The 16,205-nt window shown below is 71.1% G+C and carries 17 protein-coding genes; 8 read left to right on the forward strand and 9 right to left on the reverse strand.

Features of this window, described 5'->3' with window-relative positions; translation table 11 throughout:
- Positions 1–3: 3 nt before the first annotated feature.
- Complete coding sequence (locus tag ABZX11_RS12420) at positions 4–2,196, forward strand: tetratricopeptide repeat protein (protein ID WP_354912576.1); 2,193 nt, start codon at positions 4–6, stop codon at positions 2,194–2,196.
- A gap of 96 nt (positions 2,197–2,292) precedes the next feature.
- On the opposite strand, the gene ABZX11_RS12425 is transcribed toward ABZX11_RS12420, so the two are convergent.
- Entirely contained in the window at positions 2,293–3,051 is a 759-nt protein-coding gene (locus tag ABZX11_RS12425; protein ID WP_354912578.1) for an IclR family transcriptional regulator, read from the reverse strand.
- A gap of 74 nt (positions 3,052–3,125) precedes the next feature.
- On the opposite strand from ABZX11_RS12425, the gene ABZX11_RS12430 reads away from it, so the two are divergent.
- Genes ABZX11_RS12430 through dmpG form a run of 3 tightly spaced genes read left to right on the forward strand, consistent with a single transcriptional unit; the run spans position 3,126 to position 5,838 of the window.
- Positions 3,126–3,911, forward strand: a complete 786-nt coding sequence (locus ABZX11_RS12430; RefSeq protein ID WP_354912580.1) for a fumarylacetoacetate hydrolase family protein — start codon at positions 3,126–3,128, stop codon at positions 3,909–3,911.
- Positions 3,908–4,840: an acetaldehyde dehydrogenase (acetylating) gene (locus ABZX11_RS12435; protein WP_354912582.1), complete on the forward strand. Its 933-nt coding sequence runs from the start codon at positions 3,908–3,910 to the stop codon at positions 4,838–4,840. Before ABZX11_RS12430 ends, ABZX11_RS12435 begins: the two co-directional genes overlap by 4 nt.
- A complete protein-coding gene (gene dmpG / locus ABZX11_RS12440; RefSeq protein ID WP_354912584.1) occupies positions 4,837–5,838 on the forward strand; it encodes a 4-hydroxy-2-oxovalerate aldolase in 1,002 nt (333 codons plus the stop codon). The genes ABZX11_RS12435 and dmpG overlap by 4 nt, the downstream gene beginning before the upstream one ends.
- Before the next feature lie 30 nt (positions 5,839–5,868).
- Here the strand turns inward: dmpG and ABZX11_RS12445 are convergent, their stop codons facing one another.
- From ABZX11_RS12445 to ABZX11_RS12470, 6 genes are all read right to left on the reverse strand, one after another.
- The gene (locus ABZX11_RS12445; protein ID WP_354912586.1) at positions 5,869–6,810 is read right to left on the reverse strand and encodes a LysR substrate-binding domain-containing protein; all 942 of its coding nucleotides are present in this window, start codon (positions 6,808–6,810) and stop codon (positions 5,869–5,871) included.
- A gap of 90 nt (positions 6,811–6,900) precedes the next feature.
- Positions 6,901–7,941: an amidohydrolase family protein gene (locus ABZX11_RS12450; RefSeq protein ID WP_354912588.1), complete on the reverse strand. Its 1,041-nt coding sequence runs from the start codon at positions 7,939–7,941 to the stop codon at positions 6,901–6,903.
- Positions 7,902–8,429, reverse strand: coding sequence for a 3-hydroxyanthranilate 3,4-dioxygenase (locus ABZX11_RS12455; protein WP_354912590.1), 528 nt, complete (start codon positions 8,427–8,429; stop codon positions 7,902–7,904). Before ABZX11_RS12455 ends, ABZX11_RS12450 begins: the two co-directional genes overlap by 40 nt.
- On the reverse strand, positions 8,426–8,866 hold the full coding sequence (locus ABZX11_RS12460) for a RidA family protein (protein WP_354912592.1): 441 nt from the start codon (positions 8,864–8,866) through the stop codon (positions 8,426–8,428). Before ABZX11_RS12460 ends, ABZX11_RS12455 begins: the two co-directional genes overlap by 4 nt.
- On the reverse strand, positions 8,863–9,669 hold the full coding sequence (locus ABZX11_RS12465; RefSeq protein WP_354912594.1) for a fumarylacetoacetate hydrolase family protein: 807 nt from the start codon (positions 9,667–9,669) through the stop codon (positions 8,863–8,865). Before ABZX11_RS12465 ends, ABZX11_RS12460 begins: the two co-directional genes overlap by 4 nt.
- On the reverse strand, positions 9,666–11,144 hold the full coding sequence (locus ABZX11_RS12470; RefSeq protein WP_354912596.1) for a 2-hydroxymuconic semialdehyde dehydrogenase: 1,479 nt from the start codon (positions 11,142–11,144) through the stop codon (positions 9,666–9,668). The genes ABZX11_RS12465 and ABZX11_RS12470 overlap by 4 nt, the downstream gene beginning before the upstream one ends.
- 200 nt (positions 11,145–11,344) lie before the next feature.
- Here ABZX11_RS12470 and ABZX11_RS12475 point away from each other — a divergent pair, with 200 nt between their 5' ends.
- Genes ABZX11_RS12475 through ABZX11_RS12485 form a run of 3 tightly spaced genes read left to right on the forward strand, consistent with a single transcriptional unit; the run spans position 11,345 to position 14,306 of the window.
- Positions 11,345–12,196 carry an alpha/beta hydrolase gene (locus ABZX11_RS12475; RefSeq protein WP_354912598.1) on the forward strand — a complete coding sequence of 284 codons (852 nt, stop codon included), beginning with the start codon at positions 11,345–11,347 and terminating at the stop codon, positions 12,194–12,196.
- Positions 12,197–12,216: 20 nt separating this feature from the next.
- Positions 12,217–13,419, forward strand: a complete 1,203-nt coding sequence (locus ABZX11_RS12480) for an MFS transporter (RefSeq protein ID WP_354912600.1) — start codon at positions 12,217–12,219, stop codon at positions 13,417–13,419.
- Complete coding sequence (locus ABZX11_RS12485) at positions 13,416–14,306, forward strand: MBL fold metallo-hydrolase (protein WP_354912602.1); 891 nt, start codon at positions 13,416–13,418, stop codon at positions 14,304–14,306. The genes ABZX11_RS12480 and ABZX11_RS12485 overlap by 4 nt, the downstream gene beginning before the upstream one ends.
- Before the next feature lie 25 nt (positions 14,307–14,331).
- Here the strand turns inward: ABZX11_RS12485 and ABZX11_RS12490 are convergent, their stop codons facing one another.
- Positions 14,332–14,784: a hypothetical protein gene (locus ABZX11_RS12490; RefSeq protein WP_354912604.1), complete on the reverse strand. Its 453-nt coding sequence runs from the start codon at positions 14,782–14,784 to the stop codon at positions 14,332–14,334.
- A gap of 110 nt (positions 14,785–14,894) precedes the next feature.
- Here ABZX11_RS12490 and ABZX11_RS12495 point away from each other — a divergent pair, with 110 nt between their 5' ends.
- Complete coding sequence (locus ABZX11_RS12495; protein ID WP_354912606.1) at positions 14,895–15,227, forward strand: hypothetical protein; 333 nt, start codon at positions 14,895–14,897, stop codon at positions 15,225–15,227.
- A 133-nt stretch (positions 15,228–15,360) separates the two neighbouring features.
- Here ABZX11_RS12495 and ABZX11_RS12500 read toward each other — a convergent pair whose 3' ends face one another.
- Entirely contained in the window at positions 15,361–16,158 is a 798-nt protein-coding gene (locus ABZX11_RS12500; RefSeq protein ID WP_354912608.1) for an alpha/beta hydrolase, read from the reverse strand.
- Positions 16,159–16,205: the final 47 nt, after the last annotated feature.

Genomic DNA, 16,205 nt, shown 5'->3' on the forward strand with positions numbered 1-16,205 from the left:
GGGATGGGCGAGCGTCACGACGGTCCCGGGGAGGCGTCGAACGAGGCGTCGGTGGACGGTGACGTGTCGGGAATGCTGGTGCAGATCGGATCCGTCCGCGGTGATCTCCACCTTGCACCGGCCGTTCGTCCCCGGGTGCAACTGCCTCATCGGACGCCGTCGCTGCCGCGACGGGCGACCGCGTTCCAGCCACGGGCGGCCGCCGCCGAGCTCGACCGGATCCTGGACGACAACGGCACCGCTGTCCTGACCTCGTCCGCCCAAGCGACAACCGGGCTGATGTCGGGGCTCGGCGGTGTGGGCAAAACGCAGCTCGCCCTCGACTACGCCGAACGAGCATGGGCGGCAGGTGCGGTCGACCTGCTGGTCTGGGTCACCACCGCATCGCGGGACGCGGTGGTGACGGAGTACGCCGCGCTGGCTGCGGGACTGACGGGTTTCGCCGACCTTGACGCGGAGCAGGGCGCCGAGCGGTTCCTGACGTGGCTGGCAACGGCAGAGGTGCGGTGGCTGATCGTGCTCGACGATCTGCAGCATCCTCGCGACCTCGAACGCCTCTGGCCCCCGGCCAATCCACACGGCCGGGTTCTCGTGACCACACGCCGCGCTGACGCCGCGCTCCGCGGCCCGCACCGGCAGCTGATCAACCTCGAGGTCTTCACTCCAGCCGAGGCTCACGCTTACCTGCACGACACCCTCGCCGAGCATCAGCGGAGGAGCGGTGCGATCGAGGCGCTGGCCGAGACGCTCGGCTACCTGCCACTGGCTCTGGCCCAGGCCACGACCTACATGCTCGACCGCGACCTCTCGTGCACCGAGTACCTGTCCCGTTGGCACGACCGCCGCAACCAGCTGGCGGCGCTCTTCCCCGAACCCGACTGCCTCCCCGACGGACAGCACGCCACGATCGCCGCCACCTGGTCACTCTCGATCGACCACGCCAACCGCCTCCAGCCCGCCGGCCTGGCCAAACCACTGCTCGAAATCGCCAGCGTCCTGGATCCCAATGGCATCCCCACCGCCGCACTCACCAGCGCCGCCGTCACCACCCTGCTCGGCAACGACGTCGACCGCCGGGTCACCGCCGAGCACGCCCGAGACGGGCTGGCCTGCCTGCGCCGGCTCAACCTGATCAGTCAAGCCGCCCACCCTCCGATTCCCACTGTGCGCGTCCACACCCTCGTCCAACGGACCACCCGAGACGCCCTCACGGTCGACCGTCACGCAACGATCGTGCGTACGGTCGCTGACGCCCTGAGCGAAATCTGGCCGGACGTCGAGCGCGACGCGGAACTCGGGCAGATCCTGCGCACCAACGCCACCGCCCTCCTCGAAAACGGCAGTCCGGGCCTCTGGGAACCCCACGCTCACGAAATCGTCTTCCGGATCGGCGGCAGTCTCGGCAACGCAGGCCAAGTCAAAGCGGCATACGACTACTTCCGACGTCTCCACGTCCTGGCCCACGACAACCTCGGACCCGACCACCCCGATACCCTGAGCGCCCGCAATTACCTCGCCCGTTCACAAGGGGAGGCAGGAGACGAAACGGGCGCTGCCGACGCCTTCGAACAGCTGCTCACCGACCACCTGCGCGTTCTCGGCCCCAACCATCCCCACACCCTGGCCGTTCGCAACAACCTCGCCTACCGGCAGGGCACGGCCGGGGACGTGGCGGGCGCAGCCGAGGCCTTCGAACAATTGCTCGCTGACGCCTGTCGCGTCCTCGGCCCGGACCATCCCCACACCCTGGGCGTGCAGAACAACCTCGCCCGTTTTCGGGGCCGCGCCGGGCACACGGCCGCCACCGTCGACGCCTACGAGAAGGTGCTGGCCGATCACCTTCGGGTGCTGGGTCCGGACGACCCCGAAACCCTGACCGTCCGCCACAACCTCGCCTGCTACTGGGGCCAAGGAGGAGATCCGACGCGTGCGGCCAACGCCTTGGAGCTGCTGCTCTTCGACCGGCTGAGGGTCCTCGGCCCCGACCACCCCGACACCCTGGTCACCCGCACCATGCTTGCCCGTTGGCGAGCAGCGGAAGGGGATCCGGCCGGTTCGGCCGACGCGCTCGAACGGTTACTCGCCGATATCATCCGGGTCCTCGGCACGGACCATCCACTCACCTCGGAAACCCGCGACCTCATCGCCCAGTTGCGCGCGGAGGCGCAGTACGAACAGCCATCAGATCCGGCATGATCGGCAACGCCGCGGACCGGAAGATTTCAGCGTCCCGCGGTTCGACCGCCTTCGGGCGTTCTGATTCATCCCAGCTGTCCGAGGAAGCCTCGGCAGTCAGTTCGGCTCGGCGGACAGGCGCAGTGTCCGGGACAAGCCCAACGCGGCCGTCCGGACCGCCGGGGCGAGGTGCGCCGGGCGGAACTGCTCTCGCGGCACCGCCACCGACAGCGCCGCTACGGCGACCGCGCCGCTGAACACCGGGGCCGCGATGCAGCTCACGCCGAGCGCCGCCTCCTGCTCTTCGTACGCCAGGCCGGACACCTGCGTCTGCTCCAGGGCCGTGCGCAACCGGACCGGGTCGGTGATCGACGACGATGTCAGCTGCGGCAACGGATCCGCGAGGATCGCCTCCGCCAGTGCCGGCTCGGAGAACGCCAGCAGCGCCTTGCCGATCGCCGTGCAGGTGAGCGGGAGCCGGCCGCCGATGCGGGACGGCAGCGGGACCGCGTCGTGGCCGTGGATGCGTTCCAGGTACACGACTTCGCGGTCGTCGCGGATTCCGAAGTGGACGGTCTGGCGGGTGCTCTCGAACAGGTCCTGCAGGAACGGCAAGGCGGCCTCGCGCAGGTCCTGACGGCGGGGCACGAGCGAACCCAGCTCGAACAGCGTGCCGCCCAGCCGGTAGCGATCCCCTGCCCGCTCCAGGAAGCCGAGGCGGACCAGGTCGCCTGCCAGGCGGAACGCCGTCGTCTTGGTCAGCCCTGCCCTGGCCGCGAGTTCCGTCAGGCGGAACGAGCCACCGTGCGGCCGGTAGACGTCCAGGACGGCGGCCGCCTTGTCGAGCATGTTGCCGTTCTCGCTGTTCCGTGTCACGGGACAAACTTTGGCACACCGTCGGACCACGGCCTATACCTGGCGGGTCACGATCCCTGCTCCGGAGGTCCCCGATGAACGAGGCCGTCCCCAAGGCCGCGGAAGTCCTCGCGGCCGCGGCCGCCACTGGCACGCCCTGTCCGCCGATCCGCGATCTGTTCGCCGACGGCGACCTCGACGCCGCCTACGCCGTCCAGCGGCTCACCACCGAGCGCGTGCTCGCGGCCGGGCACCGCCTGGTCGGGCGCAAGATCGGCCTCACCTCCCCGGCCGTGCAGCGCCAGCTGGGCGTCGACCAGCCCGACTTCGGCGCGCTTTTCAGCGATATGGCCCTCCCCCACGGCGCAACCGTCCCGGCCGGCCGGCTCCTGCAGCCCAAGGTGGAAGCGGAAATCGCCCTGATCCTCGGCGCCGACCTGCCCGGTCCGGACTGCTCGGTCGCCGACGTCCGCGCGGCCACCGCGTTCCTCGCGCCCGCGCTGGAGATCGTCGACAGCCGGATCGCGGGCTGGGACATCACCATCGTGGACACGGTCGCCGACAACGCCTCCTCCGGCCTGTTCGTCCTCGGCGACACCCGCGAGGCCGACGTCGAGCCCGCCGACGTCGAGATGCAACTCCATCGCCAGGCCGAACTCGTTTCGGAGGGCACCGGCCGCGACTGCCTCGGCGACCCCCTCAACGCCGCCGCCTGGCTCGCCACCACGCTGGCGAGGCGCGGCGAGCCCCTGCGTGCCGGCGACATCGTCCTCACCGGAGCGCTCGGGCCAATGGTCCCCGCCGCCCCCGGCGACGTCTTCACCGCCCGGATCTCCGGCCTCGGCGAGGTCACCATCAGCTTCGAAGGAGAAGCCCCATGAGCGTGAAAGTCGCCGTCATCGGCTCGGGCAACATCGGCACCGACCTGATGATCAAGGTCCTCCGGCTGTCGGACCGGCTGGAGATCGCGGCCATGGCCGGGATCGACCCCGCTTCCGACGGGCTCGCCCGCGCTCGCCGCCTCAAGGTCGCCACGACGCACGAGGGCGTCGACGGCCTCGTCCGGCTCGACGAGTTCGCCGACGTCCGGTACGTCTTCGACGCCACCTCCGCGGGCGCCCACCGCCGCCACGACGAGGTCCTGCGCGGCCTCGGCCGCACCGTCATCGACCTCACCCCGGCCGCGCTCGGGCCCTACGTCGTCCCGCCGGTCAACCTCGGCGAGCACCTCGACGCGCCCAACGTCAACATGGTCACCTGCGGTGGCCAGGCCACCATCCCGATCGTGGCCGCGGTCGCCGCGGTGACCCCGGTCCACTACGGCGAGATCATCGCGTCCATCTCCTCGCGCTCGGCGGGCCCCGGCACCCGGGCCAACATCGACGAGTTCACCGAAACCACCGCGGCCGCGATCGAGCAGGTCGGCGGGGCCGCCCGCGGCAAGGCCATCATCGTGCTCAACCCGGCCGAGCCCCCGCTGATCATGCGCGACACCGTGCACTGCCTGGTGTCCGAAATGGACACCGTGGACACGGAGGCCGTCACGGCGTCCATCGAAGAGATGGTCGGGCGGGTCCAGGCCTACGTGCCGGGCTACCGGCTCAAGCAGAAGGTCCAGTTCGCCACCGTGCCCGCCGACGACCCGCTGCACCGGCTGGTCCCCGACGGCGAGGCGGTCAAGGTGTCGGTCTTCCTCGAGGTCGAGGGGGCCGCCCACTACCTGCCCGCCTACGCCGGGAACCTCGACATCATGACCTCGGCCGCGCTGCGGACCGCCGAACGCATGGCCGCCCAGGAGGCACTCCGATGACCGACCTGTACATCCAGGACGTGACCCTGCGGGACGGCATGCACGCCATCCGCCACCGCTACACCGTCGAGCAGGCCCGCACGATCGCCGCCGCCCTCGACGCCGCGGGCGTCGCCGCCATCGAGATCGCCCACGGCGACGGCCTGTCCGGCTCCAGCATCAACTACGGTGTCGGCGCGCACACCGACTGGGAATGGATCGAAGCGGTCTGCGACGTCGCCCGCCACGCCATTCCCACCACGCTGCTGCTGCCCGGCATCGGCACCGTGGGCGATCTGCGCCAGGCCCACCGGCTCGGCGTCCGCTCGGTCCGGGTCGCCACGCACTGCACCGAGGCCGACATCTCCGCCCAGCACATCGGCGCGGCCCGTGACCTGGGCATGGACGTGGCCGGGTTCCTCATGATGTCTCACCTGGCCGAGCCCGCCGAGCTGGCGAAGCAGGCCAAGCTGATGGAGTCCTACGGCGCCGGATGCGTGTACGTCACCGATTCCGGTGGCCGGCTCACCATGGACGGCGTCCGCGACCGCGTCCGCGCCTACCGCGATCTCCTCGAACCGGGGACGCAGATCGGCATCCACGCCCACCACAACCTCGCCCTCGGCGTCGCCAACAGCGTCGTCGCGGTCGAGAACGGCGTGGTCCGGGTCGACGCCTCCCTGGCCGGGCAGGGCGCCGGAGCGGGGAACTGCCCCCTCGAAGCGTTCATCGCCGTGGCCGACCTGATGGGCTGGGACCACGGCTGCGAGCTGTTCCCGCTGATGGACGCGGCCGACGACCTGGTGCGGCCGCTGCAGGACCGCGAGGTCCGGGTCGACCGCGAGACGCTGAGCCTGGGCTACGCGGGCGTGTACTCCAGCTTCTTGCGGCACGCGGAAGCGGCGGCGGTGCGCTACGGCTTGGACACCCGGGCGATCCTCGTCGAGGTCGGCCGGCGCGGCATGGTCGGCGGCCAGGAGGACATGATCACCGACATCGCCCTCGACCTCGCGGGCTGACACCGCGGGGACGGCGGCGCGCGGCCGGACTCAGCCGGATCGAGCCGGCCGTGGTTGCACGGAATCCGCGACGGCGACGAGCGACTGGATCATGGCCTCCGAGGCCGGGCTCAGCCGGCGGCCGGCCGCGAGGGTGATCCCGACGCGTGCGCCGACGAGGTCGAGCGGGATCGGCAGTGCGGTGAGCCGCGGGTCGCTCGCGACGATGAGTTCCGGCAGCGTGGCCACCGTGTCGGTCTCCACGAGCAGCTGGCGGATGGTGAGGAACGCGGTCGTCTCGACGCGGTCGGGGGGCAGGGAGACGTCGTTGCGGTGGAAGAATTCCTCGAGTTCCGCGCGCAGCGCCGTCTCCACCCCCGGCAGGACCCACGGGTAGGCGATCAGCTCGCCGAGCGGGATCTCGGTGCGTTCCGCGAGCGGGTGGCCGCTGCGCGCCACCACGCGGATCGTCTCGGCGTGCAGCGTCTGCTGGGTCGTCCCCTCCGGAGGGACCGTCGCCAGGCGACCGACGACGAAGTCGATCTTGCCGGCGACGAGGTCTTCGAGCAGCGCCCCCGGTGTCGCTTCGCGCACCACGATCCTCAGGGCGGGGCGGCCTTGCTTGACGTGGGCGATGGCCCGCGGCAGCAGGAGGTTGGAGCCCGCGAGATGGGTGCCGATGACCACGTGGCCGCGGGTGGCGTCGGCTATCTCCTGGAGGTGCCGGCTCGCCTGGGTCATCTGGGCCAGCGCCGAGCGCGCGTACTCGGTGAAAGCGGCACCGAACTCGGTGGGCCGGATCCCCCGCGGGCCGCGTTCGTAGAGGGTGACGCCGAGGATGCGTTCCAGGTCCTGGAGGCTGCGGGTGACCACGGGCTGGGTGACGTGGAGCGCGGCCGCGGCGCCGACCACGCTCCCCTGGCCGGAGAGCGCCTCGACGAGCAGGAGATGGCGGAACTTCAGCCGCCCGTCCAGCATCCGCGGTATTTCCATGTCAGAACGGTAGACCGCCTTGCGCGTCGAGGCATAGTTACCCGGCTGTGGACCACACCGCGGACATACCCGCTGGTGACGCCGGGCAGGTCAGCGCTCGGCGGGCACGCGCCCGACCCAGCGCAGCGCGTTGCCGCCGGCGATCGCCTCGCGCTCCGCGGCGCTGAGGAAGTCGGCCTTCCGGAGCACCTGGCCGACGGGCCGTTCGCCCAGCGGGTAGGGGTAGTCGCTGCCCAGCATCACGTGGTCCGCGCCGAGGGTGTCGACCAGCGTGCGCAGCGCCACGGGGTCGAAGACGACGCTGTCCACGCTGAACCGGCCGACGTAGGCCGAGGGCGGCCGCTGCGAGGTGGCGATGAGGTCCGGGCGGCGGTGCCAGGCGTTCTCCAGGCGCCCCAGCCAGAACGCGAACGACCCGCCGCCGTGCGCGAAGCAGATCCGCAGCGCGTCCGGCACCCGGTCGAACACCCCGCCGAGGATCATGGCTAGCACGGAGAGGTGGGTTTCCGCCGGCATCCCGGTCAGCCACCGCGCCATCCAGCGGTCCAGCCGCGGGGAGGTGGGCATGTCCCAGGGGTGCACGAAGACCGGCGCGCCGCGCGAGGCCGCGTGCTGCAGGAAGGTGACGACGCCTTCCGAGTCGAGGTCCTGGTCGCCGACGTGGTTGCCGATCTCCACGCCGGCGTGCCCGGCGTCCAGGCAGCGGTCGAGTTCGCGGCATGCCGCGTCGGGGTCCTGCAACGGCACCTGGGCGAACGGGATGAAGCGCTCCCGGTCGGGCGCGCAGATCTCCAGGGCGAGATCGTTGAAGATCCGGCAGACCTTGACCGCCTCGGCACCGCTCAGGTCGTACCCGAAGAACAGCGGGGTCGGTGAGACGACCTGCGCCCGCACCCCGTCGGCCGCCATGTCGGCCAGCCGGGCCGACGCGTCCCAGCAGGACGAATCGACGGCCCGGAACTCGGTCTCCCCCACCATGATCATCGCCTGGCGTTCGGACTCCACCCGCAGCCACGGCTGGCCGGGGCCGAGGTCCGGCCAGCCGGCCGGGACGTAGTGGGTGTGCACGTCGATGACGTCGGACACCGGCGTCAGCCCTTGCCGGGGTGCAGCGCGCCGCAGTTCCCGCACGTACGCTGCTCGACGGACGCGTGGAAGGTCTCGAACACCGGCGGCAGGTCGGCGACGATGTCCCGCACCTGCAGCTCCACCGAATGCACCTTCGTGCCGCACTCGAGGCAGAACCAGCCGAACTGCTCCGTCGTCCCTTCGGGGCGGACGCGCTCCACGACGATGCCGATGGATCCTTCCTCGGGACGCTGCGGCGAGTGCCAGGTGTTGCCGGGCAGCAGCCACATGTCACCTTCGCCGATGTCCACCCGCTGCGGACCGTCCTCGGTGATCACGTTGACGTGCATGTTGCCCTTGACCTGGTAGAAGTACTCCTCGAACGGCTCGAAGTGGAAGTCGAGCCGCTGGTTGGGCCCGCCGACGATCTGCACGATGAAGTCGCCGCTGGTGTCCCACATCGCCTTGTTGTTGACCGGCGGCTTCAGCAGGTGCTCGTGCTCGGCGAGCCACTTCGGGAAGTTGAAGACCGGAGGCAGGGACGACGTCATGAGTTCTCCTTGGCGGTGCGGCCGGGCCGGCGCACGGCGACGGCCTGGATCTCGATGAGCAGGTGCGGGTGGGGCAGCTGGTGGACCGCGACGGTGGTCCGCGTGGGGCCGGAGGTGTCGAAGTACTCGGCCCACACGCGGTTGTAGCCGCCGAAGTCGTTCATGCTGACGAGGTAGGAGGTGACCTGGACCAAGTCGTCGAGCGTGCAGTCCACGGCGGCGAGGACGTCGCGGATGTTCTCGAGCACCGCCCGGGTCTGCGCCTCGATGTCGAGGTCGGTCACCCCCATCGCGTCGGCGGTGGCCCCGGCGAAGGTGTTGTCGGGGCGGCGGCTGCTGGTCCCGGAGACGAACACCAGGTCACCGGCGACCTTGACGTGCGGGAACCGGCCGCGGGGGGTGGCTTTTCCTTCGACCACGACGGACTCGTCGGTCATCGTTCCTCCGCGGGGGTGCCGGTGGTGGTGATGCGGACGGAGCCGAGACCCGCGACGGTCGCGCGGACCGTGACTCCGCCCGGGAGGGCGACCGCGGCGGTAGCCGCGCCGGCCAGCAGCACGGAACCGGCAGGCAGGACCACTCCCTGGGCGGCGGCCATGCGAGCGATCGCCGGGAGGGCGAGCACCGGGTCACCGAGGATGTCGCTGGTGTTCCCGGTCGCCGCGACCGCGCCGTCGATCTCCAGGGTCACCGGCCGGTCGTCGAAGCGGACGCCGGTGGCGGTGAGATCGGCAGGCTGCCAGGCTCCGGTGACGAACCCGGCCGCCGAGGTGTTGTCGGCGACGACGTCGGTGAGGGAGAACCGGAAGTTCGCGTAGCGGCTGTCGATGATCTCCAGCCCGGGGGCGACCGCGTCGACGGCGGCCCGCAGTTCGGCCTCGGGGTCGGCCGAGGCGCGCGCGTCGAACCGCGCACCGAGCCGGAAGGCCACCTCCGGTTCGACGCGCGGGTGGATGAAGTCCGCCAGGGCGATGGTGCCACCGTCGGGGTACTCGCCGCGCGCGTGCAGCCGGCCGAAGATGACGTCGGAGACGCCCATCTGCCGTGCCTTGGCCTTGCTGGTGAACCCGAGCTTCACCCCGACGAGGCGGTCACCACGGGCCGTCCGCAGCTCGGATCCGAGTGCCTGCACGCGGTAGGCGTCGTCCAGGGTGAGAGCGCCGAGCTGCGCGGTGGCCCGCTTGGAGGTGACGGCCTCGTCGAGCGCCGAGGCGTACCGGGAGAGAGTCGTTCCGGTCACAGGGCCACGCACACATTCGTCGTCTCGGTGTAGAAGTGCAGCGAGTGCTTCCCGCCCTCGCGCCCGATGCCGGAGCGGCCCGTCCCGCCGAAGGGGGCGCGCAGGTCGCGCAGGTACCAGGTGTTCACCCAGGAGAGGCCGACGTCCATCGCCTGCGCCACCCGGTGGGCCCGGGTCAGATCGCTGGTCCACACCGAGGCGGCCAGCCCGTATTCGGTGTCGTTCGCCAGGCCGATCGCCTCCTCTTCGGTGTCGAAGGGGATCAGCGCGGCTACCGGACCGAAGACTTCCTCGCGCACGGTACGACAGGAGTTGTCCAGGCCGGTCCACACCGTCGGTTCGATCCAGGCGCCGCCCGCCAGGTCCTCGCCGAGATCGGGAATACCGCCCCCGGCGAGGACTTCGGCGCCTTCCTCGACGGCGAGGTCGAGGTACGACAGCACCTTGGCCCGGTGGCCCCGGGAGATCAGCGGGCCGGTCGTCGTGCCGGGGTCGCGCGGGCGGCCGAGGCGCAGTTTCCGGGCCCGCTCGGCGATCCCGGCCGCGAGCTCGTCGAAGAGACCGCGCTGGACGTAGACCCGCTCGGTGCACAGGCAGACCTGGCCGGTGTTCAGGAACAGCGACCGGGTCAGCCCGTCGAGGGTCCGCTCCACCGGGGAGTCGTCGAAGACGACGGCCGCGTTCTTGCCGCCCAGTTCGAAGGAGACGGGCACCACGCGCGGCGCGACCGCCTTCATGATCGTCGCCCCCGTCGAGGACTCACCGGTGAAGGTGACCCCGTCGATGCCCGGGTGCTGGGTGAGGAACTCCCCCGCCGAGCCCGGGCCGAAGCCGTGAACGACGTTATACACACCATTCGGCGCGCCCGCTCCGGCGATGACCTCCGCCAGCAGGGTCGCCGTCGACGGCGTCTCCTCGGACGGCTTGACGACCACGGCGTTGCCACAAGCGAGCGCCGGGGCGACCTTCCAGGTGAGCAGCAGCAGCGGGAGGTTCCAGGGCACGATGACGGCCACGACGCCGAGCGGACGGCGCACCGCGTAGTTGAGGGCACTGCGGCCCTCGCCCGTGTCGGTCAGGTAGGAATCGAGACCGGCCGAGGAAATCGTGTCGGCGAAGGACCGGAAGTTCGCCGCCGCCCGGGACACGTCCAGTTCGCGGGCCAGCGCCACCGGTTTGCCGGTGTCGCGGATCTCGGCGGTCACGAACTCTTCGAACCGCGCCTCGATCCCGTCGGCGATCCGCCTCAGCAAGGCGGCTCGGTCGCGATCGGTGCTGAGGCCCCAGCGGCCGTCGAAGGCCCGGCGCGCGGCGCGGACGGCGGCGTCCACCGTCTCCCGCCCGGCCTCGTGCACCACGGCGACGCAGGCCCCGTCGACCGGGCTGATCTTGTCGAACGTGTCCGCGCCGTCGACGAAGCTTCCGTCGACGAAGTTCCGGAGCTGAACGACCTCGGTGGGCGGATCGGCACTCATGAGGGCACCGTACGGTCGCCTTTCCATGCCCGTCCAATGCTGATCCAGGGCTGGGTTATAGCCGAATGGGCATAGCCTTCGGTATGACCGGATGGCGATAGATGCTGACGAACTAGGCATTACCCGAGGTGCCGCGGGGCTGGTGAGGATCACTGCACGACCGGAGCCGCCAGGGCGCCGGGCGACGACGAGGAGGACCAATGGCCGCAGGTCATGCCGTCCGTCCGGCGGACACCAGTGAGTTCTTCACCTGCCGGCACCCGGAGGACTACCACCCTGACTGGCCGGGCTTCTATCGGCAAGCCGCACGCGCCCGGGAGGAACTGCGCGCACGGGTGCCCCATGAGGTCGATCTGAAGTACGGACCCGATGCCCACCAGCTCGTAAACGTCTACCACTCCGGATCCGGCGGCCGTCCGGTCATCGTGTACTTCCACGGCGGCCGCTGGCGCGAAGGCCATCCGGCCTACTACGACCACCTCGCCGGCCCCTGGGTGGACGCCGGCGCGGTCTTCCTGTCCTTCGGCTACCGGCTCGAACCGCGCCACACCATCGCCGACGCCGTCGCGGACGCCGCTGCGGCGGTGGAGTGGGCCCGCGCGAACGCCACCCGGTACGGGGGCGACCCGGACCGCATCACCGTGGCCGGGCATTCCGCGGGCGGTCATCTCGCCGCGATGGTCACGCTGACCGACAGCGCCCCCGGCCCGGTGGCGGGCACCGTGTGCATGAGTGCGCCCACCGATTTGCGGGACATCGTCGACGACCCGGCGCAGGCCCGCCGGCTCAGCCCCGCACTGCGGGTGAGCCGCGCCCCCGAGCGGGTGGTGATCTCCTTCGGGGATCCGGAACCCAACCGCAAGGCGGACGACGACCGCTGGCTGACCCGCCAGGGACGGCTGCTCGCCCGCGCCCTGGCCGACGCGGGCCGGCCGCCGGTGGTCGTCACGCTGACCGGGACCGACCACATCGGCACCGCCACCGCCTTCGCCGACCCGAAATCGGAGCTGTTCGAAGCCGCGCACCAAGTCGTGTTCGGAGGCTCTCGATGACCGGGCGAGGTTTTCGCGGGATGCGCTTCGGCGTGGTGGGCCTGGCCTTCCTCGCGGTGCTGCTCGACGGCTTCGACTCCGCGTCGCTCTCCTTCGTCCTGCCCTCTCTGGCGCGGCAGTGGGGCGTCGCCTCGGCCGCGTTCACCCCGGCGGTGGTGCTGACCAACATCGGCGTGGTGCTCGGCTACCTCGCCTCGGGCCGGCTCGCGGTGCGGCTGGGCCTGCGGCGGATGCTGATCGCCGGGACCGTGCTGTTCGCCGCGGGCTCGCTGGCCACCGCCCTGGTGCTTCCCCTGCAGTCCCTGGCCGCTCTGAGCGCGGTCCGGCTCGGCACCGGCCTCGGACTCGGCGTGGTGCTGCCCGGCGCCGTCTCCATCGCCACCGCGCACCACCCGGACGGGCAGCGGCAGACGGTCTCCGTCACGGTCACCCTCGGACTCGCCTTCGGCGGCACGGTCGCCGGGGTGTTCGGCGGCAGCCTGCTGGCGTCGGTCGGGGCCACCGGGGTGTTCTGGATCGGCGGCGGGCTGCCGCTGCTGCTGGCCGTGGTGATGGGCCGGTGGCTTCCCGCCGCGCCTGAGTCCTCGGCCGCGTCCGCGTCCGCAGCGCGGGTCGGAGCGCTGTTCGCCCCTGGCCTGCGCGCCGCCACCCTGCTGCTCTGGACCTTCGCCTTCCTGGTCTTCATCGCCAGCTACACGCTCCAGTCCTGGGTGCCCACTTTGCTGACCGGGTACGGCTTCTCCGCCGCGCAGGCTCCGATCGGCCTCGCCTTCCTCAGCTTCGGCGGCGTCATCGGCGGCGTCGTGCTCCTCTTGCTGGCCGCCCGCAAGGGAATCACGTTCGCGTTGATGGTGATGCCGGCGATCGGGCCGGTGTCGATGGTCGTCGCGGCCACGGTCGGGACGGACCACACCGCGCTGCTGCTCGCCCTCGCCGGTTCCGGTGCGGGCGTCACGGCCAGCCAGATCGGTCAGCTGACCCTCGCGGTGGCGATGTACTCGCCGGCCACCAGGACCGCCGGAGTGGGCTGGGCCGCGGCCCTGGGCCGGGTCGGCTCGATCGTGGGCCCGGCCACGGCGGGTGTGCTGCTCGCGCTCTCGCTCCCCGGCGAAGACATCGTGTTGCTGACCGCGATTCCGGTGGTGGCGGCGGCCGTGAGCGCGGCGGTGCTGTGGCGACTGCCCCGCGCGGCCGTCGAGGCCGAGGTCGTGGCGGGGCGATGAGCGGCTGGTTCGATCTCGGTGACGTCGCGGTGGTGCCGATCGTGGAGACCCCGCGGCTGCTCATCGATCCGGCGGAGTTCTTCCCCGGGCACGCCCTCTCCGGCTGGGCGGCCGGGGAGCCGTGGTCCGAGCCGGGGCGGCTGGTCTTCACCATGCAGGCGTTCCTGGTCGTCACCCCGCACGAGCGGATCCTCGTCGACGCCTGCGTCGGCGACGGGAAACACCGGGCCAGGCCGGAGTTCGACCGCATGGACAGCGGCTGGTGGCACCGGTTCGCGGCGACCGGGCTGTCCGCCGGCGATGTGTCCACTGTGGTCTTCAGCCACCTGCACGTGGACCACGTCGGCTGGGCGACGCGGTGGTCGGACGGGCACTGGCGACCGGCCTTCCCGAAGGCCCGGCACGTCCTGACCGCACCGGAGTACGACTACTGGCGCTCCCCGGCGGGCGCCGCGGCGATGACCCGGACCGGCGACTACCTGGCCGACAGCATCGAACCGGTCGCCGAGGCGGGACTGCTGGACCTGACGCCTCCGGACGCCTCGCTCGGCACCCATGTACGGCTGTGGCCGGCACCAGGTCACACCCCGGGCAACACGGCGGTCCTGGTCACCGGCTCCCGGGCCCGGCTGCTGCTCACCGGCGACATCCTGCACCACCCGCTCCAGCTGATGGACCCGGACGCCAGCACCCGGTACTGCGTCGACCCGGAGCTTTCGGCGAGTACCCGCAGGCGGACCCTGGACTGGCTGGCGGATACCGGAACCGCGATGATCCCCGCGCACTTCGCCGCTCCTTCCGCCGGCCGCGTCGCCCGCGACGGCTCCGGGTTCACCTTCGCCCCGGCGGTTGATCTCCACCGCCGCGAAGCCTGGCCACCTCGATGACCTGGCGCCACGGAAGAACCAGCGATCAGGTTCCGAGCACCAGCGGCACGAGGAAGTAGATCTCGATCGCCTCGTACACCGCACCGATGACGAACAGCGCGGGCGCCGGAAGCCAAAGCCAGGCAAGCCGGCGCAAACCGTGCGCGTAGGCCTGCCGGCGCGTGGTGGCGTCGGCTGTCGCGGGCCGGAGCCAGGACCTGCCCAGCAGGTACGCGCCGAACATCACGAGCGTATAAGGCTGGAACTCGATGAGCAGCGTGACCGAGTGCGGGATGAGGGTCAGGCGCGAGATCGCGTCCACGGGGGCGAGGGTGATGCCCAGGTCGATGGTCTTGACCGCGAAGACCGCGAGTCCGGCGAAGGGCACCGCCAACGACGGCAGGGTGATGAGCAGCAACGCGGTCGGGAATACGTTGACGAGGAAGTACGCGCGGAGGTCGCCGCGGATGATCCGAAACGGCCTGCGGAGGCGGTCCATGGGTTCACGTCCAATGCCGGGCGAGGCTTCTAACACACTGTGTCAGTGAGGTCCGGCGCCACGACCGTTCGGCGCCCGCACGGGACCGGCTGATCGATTGCCTCCGGCAGGTGCTCGCTCTCGCCGGCGTGGGCGCGCAAGCGCGAGCGAGCTGGAGCGAGATCTTCAAGTCCTACATCGAGCCCGAGCCGACCGACGAGAGCCGGGCGGCCTATCTCGCGATCGAGCGGGAAGGGCAACGCCGGGTCGAGTACTGGCTGACCGTCCTGCGGGACGAAGGCGCCCTCGCCGACGGGGACAACGGCAGGCGCGCCAGGTTTCTCATGACCGTCCTCAACGGACTGTCGATCGCGAGAGCCCTGCCCTCCGACGAATCGATCCTGGCCACCGAAACCGAGACACTGCACGCCGCCGTCGACCACGTCTTCAATTCCCGGTTCTGACGCCGAGGCTCACCGCCGTCGCTCGAACACGCGCTTCGACGATCGGCGGATCGCCGAGCTCGAAGTGAAGTTCGTGGACCCACCCGAGGCGAAGCTCCCGGTCAGGCGCGAAAGTCGTAACCAAGCAAGTCGCCTAGCCTGCATCCGCGAGGTGGCGTCGGAACCACGTGGTCAAGCCGGCGTCCACCTCGCGAGCCTGCGGCAGCTGGGGTGCGGGCTCGATGCCGGGCTCGTCCGCGAGCGGGTGGGCCAGCTCGCGGATCGACAGCAGTTCGGCCCCCTCCCCTACAGCGTTGACGAGATCGAACGCATCGGCGCGCAGCGTCGGGTGATCCCGCTCGCCACTGATGACCAGCAGCGGCGCGCGACCGGCGACGGTACCAGCCCGGGCAACGAAGTCCAGGCTGTCGACGACCTTCTCGGACTCGGTGTCATAGGGATAGTCGCCCGGGAACAGGCCGACGGCGGACCGCATCCGGATGGCGGCGTTCACGACGGCGCCCGCGAAGACCGGGATGCCTGTGCCGGCGAGGATCCGCAGTGCGACGGCCCCACCCAGTGAGCCACCGAGCACGCCGATCGGGCCGTCATCGACCGGCAGCTGCGCACGGATCGACTCCAGCGCGGCCGGGAACTCCTCGGTCGCCTGCACGAGGATGGGGTACAGAGCGGCCATCAAGACGTCCTTGCGGAGCAGCTCCAAACCCGCGTCCATGCTGCCACCGACCATGCGCGCGCCGCACATCGGCAATCCGAGGTGCACCCGCCACGCGGGCAGGCCGTTCATCGGCACCGCGGCAGCGAACGCAGCGTCCGACCGCGGCGCGTCGAGCATGTGCCAAGTGACGATCAGCGGCGCAGGGCCGTCGGCGGCCGGCGGCAGAGCGGTGAACGGCACGCCGGCGGCCGTGCCCGTGATCGGTGAACGCATGTGGTCACCGTAACGTCTGCGACGGCGTACCGGGAATCGGTTGCGCT

This window comes from Amycolatopsis sp. NPDC004169 (assembly GCF_040610315.1).
GTDB lineage: Bacteria > Actinomycetota > Actinomycetes > Mycobacteriales > Pseudonocardiaceae > Amycolatopsis.